This window comes from Pseudomonas sp. MF5691, from assembly GCF_016405645.1.
In the GTDB taxonomy this organism is placed as follows: domain Bacteria; phylum Pseudomonadota; class Gammaproteobacteria; order Pseudomonadales; family Pseudomonadaceae; genus Aquipseudomonas; species Aquipseudomonas shahriarae.
The window spans coordinates 221523-234121 of sequence record NZ_JAEKDC010000004.1; the positions used below are offsets into that span (position 1 = coordinate 221523).

Here is a 12599-nt window from a genome sequence, read left to right on the forward strand (position 1 = left end):
GAGTTCCTGACCTAATGGTCAACAAAGCCCGCTGGTACCTCAAAGCACCGCTGCCCACCCCAGTGTCCGGTGCTGGAAATAACAATAAAACTCTTGAGGAGTACTTGCTGTGGAAAGCCATAAATCCGACGCCCCGACCCTGGACCTCAGTCCGCCCCACCTTTCGACCGCAAAGCAGGGCTGGCTGGAACGCCTGTTCAAACTCAGCTTGCATGGCACCACAGTGAAGACCGAACTGATCGCCGGCCTCACGACGTTTATCACCATGGCCTACATCATCTTCGTCAACCCCAACATCATGGCCGACGCGGGCATCGACCACGGCGCCGCCTTTGTCGCGACGTGCATCGCCGCAGCCCTCGGCTGCCTGTTGATGGGCCTGTACGCCAACTGGCCTGTCGGCCTGGCGCCGGGCATGGGTTTGAATGCGTTCTTTACCTACACCGTGGTCGGCACCATGGGCTACACCTGGGAGACCGCGCTGGGTGCGGTGTTTATCTCCGGCGTGCTGTTCATGATCCTGACGCTGTCGCGCATCCGCGAATGGCTGCTCAACAGCATTCCGGTAAGCCTGCGCCACGCCATGGGCGCCGGGGTGGGTCTATTCCTGGGGGTGATCGGCCTGAAAACCGCCGGCATCATCGTGGCCAGCCCGGCCACCCTGATCAAGCTCGGCTCCCTGCATGAACCGGCACCGCTGTTGGCGGCCGTGTGCTTCCTGCTGATCGCGATCCTCAGTTACCACCGGGTATTCGGCGCAATCTTGATCAGCATCATTGCGGTCACCCTGGCCGGCTGGGGCCTGGGCCTGGTGCAGTACCAGGGCATCGTCGCCGCCCCGCCGAGCCTGGCGCCGACCTGGATGGCGATGGACGTGATGGGCGTGTTCAACGTCAGCATGATCAGTGTGGTATTCGCCTTCCTGTTTGTGCACATGTTCGACACCGCCGGCACCCTGATGGGCGTTGCCCAGCGGGCGGGCCTGGTCAATGCCGACGGCAAGATCGAGAACCTGTCGCGGGCCTTGAAAGCCGACAGTGCTTCCAGCGTGTTTGGCGCAGTGGTCGGTGTACCGCCCGTGACCAGTTATGTGGAAAGCGCCGCGGGCGTGGCGGCCGGTGGGCGCACCGGGCTTACGGCCGTGACCGTGGGCGTGCTGTTTGTAGCGGCGATGTTTTTCGCCCCACTGGCAGGCATGATTCCTGCGTATGCCACGGCCGGTGCGCTGATTTATGTGGCGATGCTGATGATGAGCGGCATGGCCCATATCGAATGGGACGACGCCACCGACAGCATTCCGGCGATTGTCACGGCAATCATGATGCCCCTGACCTTCTCGGTCGCCGACGGCATCGCGCTGGGTTTTATCACTTATGTGGCCCTCAAGGCCGGCACGGGCAAGTACAAGCAGATTTCCATCAGTCTGTGGGTGCTGTGCGCGATTTTCATCGCCAAGTTTATCTTCCTGTAACTCGGAAGCCGGCGAAAACCGCCTCACCCTTGGGTGGGGCTTTTGCATGTATGGAGGAATGTAATGAGCGTGGAAACCTGGCTGCTGTTCAGCGGCGCTGCTTTGATCGTGATCCTGATTCCGGGGCCGCTGTCGCTGCTGATGATCAGCAACAGCCTGAACTACGGCCTGCGCCGTTCGTACCCGGCGTTTCTTGGCGGGGTGTTTGCCTCGATCTGCCTGTTGAGCGCCTCGGCCCTGGGCCTGGGGGCCTTGTTGCTGGCGTCGGAGCAGTTGTTCAGCGCCTTGAAGATCGTCGGTGCGCTGTATCTGTTCTACCTCGCGTGGCAGAGCTGGCAGCAATCGCGCCTGCCCTCCCAGGGCGCCGTGGTGCCGGACGCAGCCCCCGTGCCGCGTTTTCGTGCACTGTTTGGCCGGGCTTTTGTGCTGGGCGCCAGCAACCCCAAGGACATTCTGTTTTTCGCCGCCTTCCTGCCGCAGTTTCTCAGCAGCCAGCAGCCGTTCCTGCCGCAACTGCTGATCATGATCGCCACCTGGACCGTGCTTGACCTGCTATGCAAGCTGGCCTACGGCCTGGGTGCCCACGGCGCCGCGCGCTACCTGCGCACCGGCAAGGGCCAGAGCTGGTTCAACCGCTTCAGTGCCGGGCTGTTTGGCAGCGCCGGGGCGGCATCGCTGCTCAGGGGCTAGTGGCTTCCTGACGCCGTGTAGGAGCGAGCTTGTCTCCGGGCGGCGCTCCGACGAAGAACTTGAGAGCGCCGCGTGTAGCCAGACAACACGCGTTATCGTTGACGTTTTTCGTCGGAGCGCCGCCCGGAGTCAAGCTCGCTCCTACAGAGCGGGCAAAAAAAAGCCCGCAGTGTGAGCGGGCGAAACCAACGAAGAGCATTTGGGGTGTGAAGCGAGACGACGACTCAGCTACCGCGATAAGTGGAGTAGCTGTAGGGCGAAATCAGCAGCGGCACATGGTAGTGATCCTGTTCGGCACTGATGCCAAAACGCAGCACTACCACATCGAGAAACGCCGGTTCCGGCAGTTGCACACCACGGGCGCGATAGTAATCCCCGGCACTGAACTGCAACTGGTAGACCCCACTGCGGTAGTCGTCACCTTGCAGCAGTGGTGCGTCGCAACGGCCGTCGCTGTTGGTCAGGGCGCTGGCGACCAGCTCCAGTTGGGCGCCTTCGACGCGGTACAGTTCAACCTTGATGGCGCTGCCTGGGCAGCCGTGGGCGGCGTCCAGTACGTGTGTGGTCAGTCGTCCCATGGATTGGAGCTCCCGTGTCATCGATTAATAAGAGGCCGCACCTTTGTGGGGCATTGAAAAAGCCGGCGATGGCTGATTAAGACACTTTTCAAAAAAATTGTACACAATAAATTCAACAACCCCTCTCTTCCCCAATGGGTGCTGGCTTACCGGCGATGACGGTGTATCTGCGAGCAGTGCGGTTACAGGAAGATCGTTATCGCCGGCAAGCCCGCTCCTACACTAAAGCGGTGCCGCAGGTTTTTGAGATTTAGTTGACCGGTCGGGCAAGTTTCTTGCAAGGATAGGCCGGCACGACCACTCGGAAAAAATGCAGAAATACAGGCTTACAAAGTGACCATTAAGTTGTATACAATCAACCCATCGCTGTGACGCAACGGCCGCCACACCATCGATCACGAACAAGAAGGAAGACTGCAGTGAGCGCTGACTACCCACGCGACCTGATCGGTTACGGCAGTAACCCACCGCACCCTCACTGGCCGGGCAAGGCGCGTATCGCCCTGTCGTTCGTACTCAATTACGAAGAAGGCGGTGAGCGCAATATCCTGCACGGCGACAAAGAGTCGGAAGCCTTCCTCTCGGAAATGGTCTCGGCCCAGCCGCTGCAAGGCGCGCGCAACATGAGCATGGAGTCGCTGTACGAATACGGCAGCCGTGCCGGCGTGTGGCGCATCCTCAAGCTGTTCAAGGAATTCGACATTCCGCTGACCATCTTCGCCGTGGCCATGGCCGCCCAGCGTCACCCCGATGTAATCCGTGCGATGGTCGCCGCCGGTCACGAGATTTGCAGCCACGGCTACCGCTGGATCGACTACCAGTACATGGATGAGGCCCAGGAGCGCGAGCACATGCTCGAAGCCATCCGCATCCTTACCGAGCTGACCGGCGAGCGCCCACTGGGCTGGTACACCGGGCGCACCGGCCCGAATACGCGGCGGCTGGTGATGGAAGAAGGTGGCTTCCTGTATGACTGCGACACCTACGACGACGACCTGCCCTACTGGGAACCGAACAACCCGGCCGGCAAGGCGCACCTGGTGATCCCCTACACCCTGGACACCAATGACATGCGCTTCACCCAGGTCCAGGGTTTCAACAAGGGCGACGACTTTTTCGAGTACCTCAAGGACGCGTTCGATGTGCTGTATGCCGAAGGTGCCGAGGCGCCGAAGATGCTGTCCATCGGCCTGCATTGCCGCCTGATCGGCCGCCCGGCGCGCCTGGCCGCACTCAAGCGCTTTATCGAATACGCCAAGGGCCATGACCAGGTGTGGTTCACCCGCCGCGTCGACATTGCCCGCCACTGGCATGACGTACACCCTTTCCAGGGAGCCGCCAAATGACTGCTTTCCAAACCTTGAAACCATCGGCCCTCAGCCGCGACGAATTTGTCGCAGCCTTCGCCGATATCTATGAACACTCGCCATGGGTGGCCGAAAAGGCCTTCGACCTGGGCCAGGACGCCTCGATCGATGAGATCGAAACCCTGCACCAGCGCATGAGCGATATCCTATTGAGCGCCGATCACACCAGGCAACTGGCCCTGATCAACGCTCACCCGGACCTGGCCGGCAAAGCTGCCGTCCAGGGCCAACTGACCGAAGCCAGTACCCATGAACAAGCTGGCGCCGGTATCCACCAATGCTCGAGCGACGAGTTTTCGCGCTTCACCGAGCTGAACGACGCCTACAAGGCCAAGTTCAAGTTTCCCTTCATCATGGCGGTAAAAGGCAGCAACCGGCATCAGATCCTCGCCGCGTTTGAAACGCGCATCCACAACCCGGTCGAGACCGAGTTCAAGTGCGCACTGGCAGAGATCAACAAGATCGCGTTGTTCCGTTTATTGACCCTCTAAACGACCATCCCCAGCCACTCTATCTAAGGCAGACAAGAAGAATGAAAGCTAACGCCGTACCTTTCGAGAAGTTCGTCAACCTGGCCGACGCCCGCCTGGGCACCAAGATCATCTCTGTGACTGATGACTGGTTCGCCGACGCCAACCGACTGTTCCAGCCGACCCCGGCCGTATGGAAGGAGGGCGTTTTCGATGATAACGGCAAGTGGATGGACGGCTGGGAGTCACGCCGCAAGCGCTTCGAAGGCTTCGACAGCGCGGTGATCCGCCTGGGCGTACCGGGCTCTATCAAGGGCGTGGACATCGACACTTCATTCTTCACCGGCAACTTCCCGCCATCGGCGTCCCTGGAAGGCTGCTTCCTGGCGTCGGGCGAGCCCGATGACAACACCCAGTGGGTCGAAGTGTTGTCTGCCGTAGAGTTGCAGGGCAACAGCCATCATTTCCACGAAATCAACAACGACCAGGCATTCAGCCACCTGCGCTTCAACATCTTCCCCGATGGTGGCGTAGCGCGTCTGCGGGTGTACGGCATTCCGTTCCGCGACTGGTCGGCCGTGGGCGACAACGAACAAGTGGACCTGGCCTCCTCCCTCAATGGCGGCCGCGCACTGGCCTGCTCCGACGAGCACTTCGGGCGCATGGGCAACATCCTCAACCCGGGCCGTGGCATCAACATGGGCGATGGCTGGGAAACCGCGCGTCGTCGCACACCTGGCAATGACTGGGTGATCGTCGCGCTGGGGCATGCCGGCGAGGTCGAGAAAGTGGTGGTCGACACCCTGCACTTCAAGGGCAACTACCCGGACACGTGCTCGATCCAGGCCGCGTTCGTCAAAGGCGGCACTGACAGCCAGATCGAGACCCAATCGCTGTTCTGGCGCGAACTGCTGCCGGCACAGAAACTGGAAATGCACGCCGAACACACCTTCGCCGAGCAGATCAAGGCACTGGGCCCGATCACCCACATCCGCCTCAACGTATTCCCGGATGGTGGTGTAAGCCGCCTGCGGGTTTTCGGCAAGGTTTCGAAGTAAGCGGTGATGCCATTCGCGAGCAAGCCCGCTCCCACAGGGGAATGCATTCCAAATGTGGGAGCGGGCTTGCTCGCGAAGGCGCCAGAACAAACAACACAGAATTCGGATAAGAAGACAGCCATGCGCACACTGATGATCGAACCCTTGACCAAAGAAGCCTTCGCCCCTTTCGGAGACGTTATCGAAACCGATGGCAGCGATCACTTCATGATCAACAACGGCTCGACCATGCGCTTTCATAAACTGGCGACGGTAGAAACCGCCACGCCAGAAGACCACGCCATCATCAGCATCTTCCGCGCCGATGCGCAGGACATGCCGCTGACCGTGTGCATGCTGGAAAGACACCCGCTGGGCAGCCAGGCCTTTATCCCGCTGCTCGGCAACCCCTTTCTGATCGTGGTCGCGCCGGTTGGCGATGAACCTGTATCAGGCTTGGTCCGCGCCTTCGTCACCAACGGCAGGCAGGGCATTAATTACCATCGCGGCGTCTGGCACCACCCGGTGCTGACGATCGAAAAGCGGGATGACTTCCTGGTGGTTGATCGCAGTGGCACAGGCAATAACTGCGATGAGCATTTTTTCAAAGAGGATGAGCGGTTGATCCTTGCCCCCCACCAATAAGAGAAGGTCCGAGCACCCGACAACAAGGGTGACGGGCGAGAGGTAAAGACTGTGGAAGCACATCTGTTGGAATGGCTGAACCTAAGCGTGCGCTGGGTTCATATGATCACTGGCGTGGCCTGGATCGGTGCGTCTTTCTATTTCGTATGGCTGGAAAACAACCTGAACCGCGTCAACCCCAAAAGTGGCCTGGCTGGCGATTTATGGGCGATCCACGGTGGCGGTATCTACCACCTGGAAAAATACAAACTGGCCCCACCGACCATGCCGGACAACCTGCACTGGTTCAAATGGGAAGCCTATTTCACCTGGATGTCGGGCGTCGCGCTGCTGTGCGTGGTGTTCTACCTCAACCCGACGCTGTACCTGCTCGCCCCCGGCAGCAGCCTCAGCGGTACCGAAGGCGTGTTGCTGGGCATAGGCTCACTGTTCGCCGGCTGGTTCATCTACTCCTTTCTGTGCGACTCGGCCCTGGGCAAACGCCCTGCCCTGCTCGGCTTTATCCTGTTCGTCCTGTTGATCGGCGCCGCCTACGGCTTCAGCAAGGTGTTCAGCGGGCGCGGTGCGTACCTGCATGTGGGTGCGATCATCGGCACCATCATGGTCGGCAACGTGTTCCGTATCATCATGCCGGCCCAGCGTGCGCTGGTGGCAGCGATTGCGCAAAACCGCACCCCAGACCCGGCACTGCCGGCCAAGGGCCTGCTGCGCTCGCGTCACAACAACTACTTCACCCTGCCGGTGCTGTTCATCATGATCAGCAACCACTTCCCGAGCACCTACGGCAGCCAGTACAACTGGTTGATCCTGGCCGGGATCGCGGTGGCGGCGGTATTGGTACGGCACTACTTCAACACCCGGCATGACAGCCAGAAATACGCGTGGACCCTACCGGTCGGCGCCCTGGCGATGATCTGCCTGGCCTATGTCACCGGTCCTAAACCCGTGGCGACCACACCGGACGTGGCCAAGGCGCCAGCAGCGATCGAGTACCAGCCATTGCCGGAAACCGCGTTGGGTGGCGGCCTCAAGCCAGCAGCTCCCGCCGCGCCAGCACCAGCGGCACAAGCGCCTGCGGCCCAGGCCTCGACGGATTTTGGCAAGGTGCACAGCGTGATCGAAGAGCGTTGCACCGTGTGCCATTCGGCCAAGCCCACCAGCCCGCTGTTCAGCACCGCGCCGGCCGGGGTGATGTTCGATACCCCGGCGCAGATCCAGCAGCAGGCGGCGCGCATTCAAGCGCAGGCGGTGGCCAGCCAGATCATGCCATTGGGCAACATTACCCAGATGACCCAGCAGGAGCGGGAGTTGATTGGCAGTTGGATCAATCAAGGAGCGCGCACCAATTAACTGATTAGCGCAGATCACACTGTAGGAGCTGGCAAGCCCGCTCCTACAGTTGAGAGGTGCTGTGTTTTGAAGATTGGGTTTCACCTGGCAATTGACTGCCAAACAACACAAAAATAAAAAAGATCCGAGGTGTTGCATGTCCGAGTTAGCCGAGCCGCAGATTCCTGCCGCACCCGCCATGGTGCGGCTGCCCCTTTTGCAACTGATCCTGGTAGGCCTGCAACATGTACTGCTGATGTACGGCGGCGCAGTGGCCGTGCCGCTGATCATCGGACAAGCCGCGGGCTTGAGTCGTGAAGAAATCGCCTTTTTGATCAACGCCGACCTGCTGGTGGCGGGGATCGCGACCATGGTCCAATCCTTCGGGATCGGCCCGCTGGGCATCCGTATGCCGGTGATGATGGGCGCCAGTTTCGCCGCTGTCGGCAGCATGGTCGCCATGGCGGGCATGCCGGGCATCGGCCTGCAAGGGATCTTCGGCGCAACCATCGCCGCCGGGTTCTTTGGCATGCTCATCGCGCCATTCATGTCCAAGGTGGTGCGCTTCTTCCCACCGCTGGTGACCGGCACGGTGATCACGGCCATCGGTCTTTCGTTGTTTCCAGTGGCGGTGAACTGGGCTGGCGGTGGTGCTACCGCCGTGCAATTCGGCTCGCCGATCTACCTGGCCATCGCCGGCCTGGTGCTGGCCACCATTCTGTTGATCAACCGTTTCATGCGTGGGTTCTGGGTCAATATCTCGGTACTGATCGGCATGGCCCTGGGCTACGCCTTGTGCGGACTGCTCGGCATGGTCGACCTCGGCGGCCTGGAGCAGGCGCCGTGGGTGCAAGTGGTCACGCCCTTGCACTTCGGCATGCCCACATTCGAATTGGCACCGATCCTGTCGATGTGCCTGGTGGTGGTGATTATCTTCGTCGAATCCACCGGCATGTTCCTCGCGCTGGGCAAGATCACCGGCCAGGAAGTCACCCCGAAAATGCTGCGACGCGGCCTGCTGTGCGATGCCGGCGCGTCGTTCTTTGCCGGGTTCTTCAATACCTTCACCCATTCTTCTTTCGCCCAGAACATCGGCCTGGTGCAGATGACCGGGGTGCGTTGCCGCTCGGTGACGATCATGGCCGGGGCCTTTTTGATTGTCCTCAGCCTGCTGCCCAAGGCGGCGTTTTTGGTGGCTTCGATTCCTCCTGCGGTGCTGGGCGGCGCGGCCATCGCGATGTTCGGCATGGTGGCCGCGACCGGGATCAAGATCCTCCAGGAAGCCGACATTGCCGACCGGCGCAACCAGTTGCTGGTGGCGGTCAGCATCGGCATGGGCCTGATCCCGGTGGTACGCCCGGAGTTCTTTGCCCAGTTACCGTTGTGGATGAGCCCGATTACCCATAGCGGCATTGCCATGGCCACGCTTAGCGCGTTGTCGCTGAACGTGCTGTTCAACATCCTGGGCGGCTCAGAACGCCCCGCAGTTGCCCATACGCATTGATTCCTTCGTTACGACAAAAATAACAACGAACAGGGAACATCCACATGCACACCCTAGACCTGGGGCCGGCCACACGCCGTGCCCCATTCTCGCCCCCCGCGCTCTTTTACAGCGCACTTGAGCACAGGCTCTGGAGCCAGTATTCTCCGCGCCCGCTCGAATCGACTCAAAAAAAAACAGCGAATGTAAAAGCTGACTTAAAGGCCAACTTATCCCGGCCTTATGTTGGCTGCCAAAGTGCGCAAAAGTCCTCTGTATCCGACTGCATCCCATGTAGCCGGCGGGGATTTTTTGGCTTTTCAAACACTTTGGCGCAGCTCTTGCTAAAAGCATTAAAGCTGACCGAACAGACGATTTTTGCAGCGAACCAAAAGGCGCCACACCAGAGCGCCTGCGTAGAAGAAAAACCACAAAACTTTAGCTCGGGAGCAACCGAATGAAACGTACCGTGAACAGCCTGATGTTGGCCGGATCCCTGCTGGCCGGGGGCCAGGCAATGGCGGGTGACTTGCTGCAGTGGCAGAACAACAGCCTGACTTACCTGTGGGGCAAGAACTTCAAGGTCAACCCAGAGATCCAGCAAACCGTCACCTTTGAACACGCCGATGCGTGGAAGTACGGCGACAACTTCTTCTTCCTCGATCGTATCTTTTACAACGGCAAGGAAGACGGCAACGTCGGCCCCAATACTTACTACGGCGAGTTCAGCCCACGGCTGTCATTTGGCAAGATCCTGGATAAGGACTTGTCCTTCGGCCCGATCAAAGATGTATTGCTGGCGTTCACTTACGAGTTCGGCGAAGGCGACAACGAGTCCTACCTGGTAGGCCCGGCATTCGACCTGAACATCCCCGGCTTCGACTACTTCCAGTTGAACTTCTACCAGCGCCAGACCGAAGGCAATCGCCCGGGTGATGGTGTCTGGCAGATCACGCCGGTATGGTCTTACACCATTCCCGTGGGCAACTCCGACGTGCTGATCGACGGCTTCATGGACTGGGTGGTGGATAACGACAAGAACGCCCGTGGTACTTACCACGCCAACTTGCACTTCAACCCGCAGGTCAAGTATGACCTGGGCAAAGCCATGAACTGGGGCGCCAAGCAGTTGTATGTCGGTTTTGAATACGACTACTGGAAGAACAAGTACGGGATCCAGGACAGCGGCGCGTTCGAGACCAACCAGGACACGGCCAGCCTGTTGGTCAAGTACCACTTCTAAGGCCTCCCCTGTGGGAGCTGGCTTGCCCGCGATAGCGGAGTGTCAGCCAGCCCAAGTATTGGCTGATTCACCGCCATCGCGGGCAAGCCCGCTCCCACACAAGCCCGCGCCCCGATTCAGTTCGGGGTCAGGCCCAGGAACCGCTGCAACTCCTCGCGCTTGGCCAATGCATCGCGGCGCCCCAACTCGATCAACTCGCTGCAATACCCTGCCTCGAACAACAGATAGCTGAGCACCCCTGCCCCGCTGGTCTTGGTCGCCCCTGGCCCACGCAAGAACAACCGCAATGCCGCCGGCAGTTCCTGGCGATGGCGGGCCGCTATTTCGTCGATCGGCTGGCTGGGCGCAATCACCAACACATCGACCGGTGAAAGCCCCCGCGCGGCGCTGTTGGCCGGTTGCAGATGGCTGAACTGGTTAAGACGCTCCAGCAACTCGATGTCACTCTCGAGGCTGTCAATAAAAGTACTGTTGAGCATATGCCCACCAATCTGCGCCAGGGTGGGCTGCTGGCCGGTGTAGCTGCGCTCCTGCGGCGCCGAAGGGTCAGGGGAACGCGGGTTGCCACTGACCCCCACCACCAGCACCCGGGTGGCCCCCAGGTGCAGCGCAGGACTGATGGGCGCTGATTGCCGGACGGCACCATCGCCAAAATATTCCTGGTCCAGTTTGACCGGCGCAAACAGCAATGGGATCGCCGAACTGGCCAGCAGGTGCTCCACCGTCAACTGCGTGGGCAGGCCGATGCGCCGGTGGCGCAGCCAGGCGTCGATGGTGCCGCCGCCCTGATAGAACGTCACCGCCTGGCCCGACTCATAGCCGAACGCCGTCACCGCTACGGCATGCAGGTGCTTGTGGCGGATCGCCTCATTGATACCTTCAAAATGCAGCTTGTCTTGCAGCAACTCCCGCAACGGCGAGCTGTCGAGCAGCGCCACTGGCACCGGCGAGCCCAGGCCCAGCAGGCTGCGGGAGAGGAAACGGCTGGCCTGGTGAATCACCCCCGGCCAGTCGCTGCGCAGCACCAGATGGCTGCGAAAGCCCTGCCAGAATGCGGTGAGGCGCGCGATGGCGGCAGTAAAGTCCATGGCGCCACTGGCCAGGCTCACCGCGTTGATCGCCCCGGCCGAGGTGCCGACAATCACCGGGAAGGGATTGGCGGCCCCCGGAGGCAGCAACTCGGCAATCGCCGCCAGCACCCCGACCTGATACGCCGCACGCGCCCCGCCGCCGGAAAGAATCAAGCCTGTGACCGGTTCAGTGGGGCGCATTGCATAACTCCATGGGCGAGGGACAATCCGTTTGTTCAGCGGCGCTTTTCGTACAACTTGGGCTCGCCCGGTGGCCGGCTCTTGAAGCGGCGATGGGCCCACAGGTATTGCTCGGGGCACTCGCGCACCGCAGTTTCCACCCATTGGTTGATGCGCAGGCAATCGACTTCGTCGGATTCACCGGGGAAGTCGCGCAACGGCGGATGAATCACCATGCGGTAGCCGCTGCCATCGGCCAGGCGCTGCTGGGTAAAGGGCACCACCAATGCCTTGCCCAGGCGCGCAAACTTGCTGGTAGCGGTGACAGTGGCGGCCTGGATGCCGAACAACGGCACGAAAATGCTTTGCTTGGCGCCATAGTCCTGGTCCGGCGCGTACCAGATCGCCCGGCCGGCGCGCAGCAGCTTGAGCATGCCGCGCACGTCTTCACGCTCTACCGCCAGGGAGTCGAGGTTGTGGCGCTCGCGGCCACGGCGCTGGATAAAATCGAACAACGGGTTGCCGTGCTCGCGGTACATGCCGTCGATGGTGTGCTTCTGGCCGAGCAAAGCCGCGCCGATCTCCAGGGTGGTGAAATGCAGGGCCATGAGGATCACGCCCTTGCCTTCCAGTTGTGCCTGCTTGAGGTGCTCCAGCCCTTCAACATGGGCCAGGCGCGCCAGACGCTGTTTGGACCACCACCAGCTCATGGCCATCTCGAAAAAGGCGATGCCGGTGGAGGCAAAGTTTTCCTTGAGCAAATGTTTACGCTCTTGCGCGGACATCTGCGGGAAGCACAGTTCCAGGTTTCGCGCGGCAATGCGTCGACGTTCGCCGGCCACCCGGTACATAAACGCACCCAGTACACGACCAATGCCCAGCAGCGCCCGGTATGGCAGTTGGGTAATCAGCCACAACAGGCCGAGCCCCAGCCATAGCAGCCAGAAGCGCGGGTGAAAAAATACAGCTCGAAAACGCGGGCGATCCATTACAGATTCCGGTAAAGACAGGGCCGCGCATTCTACAACGGTTCGAC

13 protein-coding genes are annotated in these 12599 nt (G+C 60.6%); 10 read left to right on the forward strand and 3 right to left on the reverse strand.

Annotation, left to right across the window (positions count from 1 at the left end):
• Positions 1–139: 139 nt before the first annotated feature.
• Entirely contained in the window at positions 140–1471 is a 1332-nt protein-coding gene (locus JFT44_RS08495) for an NCS2 family permease (protein ID WP_186350907.1), read from the forward strand.
• 63 nt (positions 1472–1534) lie between these two features.
• Complete coding sequence (locus tag JFT44_RS08500; protein ID WP_032863245.1) at positions 1535–2161, forward strand: LysE family translocator; 627 nt, start codon at positions 1535–1537, stop codon at positions 2159–2161.
• Positions 2162–2385: 224 nt separating this feature from the next.
• On the opposite strand, the gene uraH is transcribed toward JFT44_RS08500, so the two are convergent.
• Positions 2386–2739 (reverse strand): hydroxyisourate hydrolase, encoded by a 354-nt coding sequence (uraH, locus tag JFT44_RS08505; RefSeq protein WP_092235056.1) that lies wholly within the window; start codon positions 2737–2739, stop codon positions 2386–2388.
• 419 nt (positions 2740–3158) lie between these two features.
• On the opposite strand from uraH, the gene puuE reads away from it, so the two are divergent.
• The 8 genes from puuE (at position 3159) to JFT44_RS08545 (ending at position 10313) form a co-directional block, all read left to right on the forward strand.
• Positions 3159–4085, forward strand: a complete 927-nt coding sequence (gene puuE, locus JFT44_RS08510; RefSeq protein ID WP_133714270.1) for an allantoinase PuuE — start codon at positions 3159–3161, stop codon at positions 4083–4085.
• Positions 4082–4597: a 2-oxo-4-hydroxy-4-carboxy-5-ureidoimidazoline decarboxylase gene (gene uraD / locus JFT44_RS08515; RefSeq protein ID WP_029300384.1), complete on the forward strand. Its 516-nt coding sequence runs from the start codon at positions 4082–4084 to the stop codon at positions 4595–4597. The genes puuE and uraD overlap by 4 nt, the downstream gene beginning before the upstream one ends.
• A 41-nt stretch (positions 4598–4638) precedes the next feature.
• Positions 4639–5634, forward strand: coding sequence for an allantoicase (alc, locus tag JFT44_RS08520; RefSeq protein WP_198830551.1), 996 nt, complete (start codon positions 4639–4641; stop codon positions 5632–5634).
• Between the two features lie 120 nt (positions 5635–5754).
• Positions 5755–6258, forward strand: a complete 504-nt coding sequence (locus JFT44_RS08525) for an ureidoglycolate lyase (protein ID WP_029300388.1) — start codon at positions 5755–5757, stop codon at positions 6256–6258.
• Positions 6259–6309: 51 nt separating this feature from the next.
• The gene (locus tag JFT44_RS08530; RefSeq protein ID WP_169890355.1) at positions 6310–7608 is read left to right on the forward strand and encodes a urate hydroxylase PuuD; all 1299 of its coding nucleotides are present in this window, start codon (positions 6310–6312) and stop codon (positions 7606–7608) included.
• A gap of 136 nt (positions 7609–7744) precedes the next feature.
• Positions 7745–9091 carry a nucleobase:cation symporter-2 family protein gene (locus JFT44_RS08535; protein ID WP_057440700.1) on the forward strand — a complete coding sequence of 449 codons (1347 nt, stop codon included), beginning with the start codon at positions 7745–7747 and terminating at the stop codon, positions 9089–9091.
• Positions 9092–9135: 44 nt separating this feature from the next.
• Positions 9136–9531, forward strand: coding sequence for a hypothetical protein (locus JFT44_RS08540; protein WP_147283328.1), 396 nt, complete (start codon positions 9136–9138; stop codon positions 9529–9531).
• The gene (locus JFT44_RS08545) at positions 9528–10313 is read left to right on the forward strand and encodes an outer membrane protein OmpK (RefSeq protein WP_057440698.1); all 786 of its coding nucleotides are present in this window, start codon (positions 9528–9530) and stop codon (positions 10311–10313) included. The genes JFT44_RS08540 and JFT44_RS08545 overlap by 4 nt, the downstream gene beginning before the upstream one ends.
• A 116-nt stretch (positions 10314–10429) precedes the next feature.
• Here the strand turns inward: JFT44_RS08545 and JFT44_RS08550 are convergent, their stop codons facing one another.
• Positions 10430–11584, reverse strand: coding sequence for a patatin-like phospholipase family protein (locus JFT44_RS08550; RefSeq protein WP_057959034.1), 1155 nt, complete (start codon positions 11582–11584; stop codon positions 10430–10432).
• Between the two features lie 35 nt (positions 11585–11619).
• Positions 11620–12552, reverse strand: a complete 933-nt coding sequence (locus JFT44_RS08555; protein ID WP_057440694.1) for a lipid A biosynthesis lauroyl acyltransferase — start codon at positions 12550–12552, stop codon at positions 11620–11622.
• Positions 12553–12599: the final 47 nt, after the last annotated feature.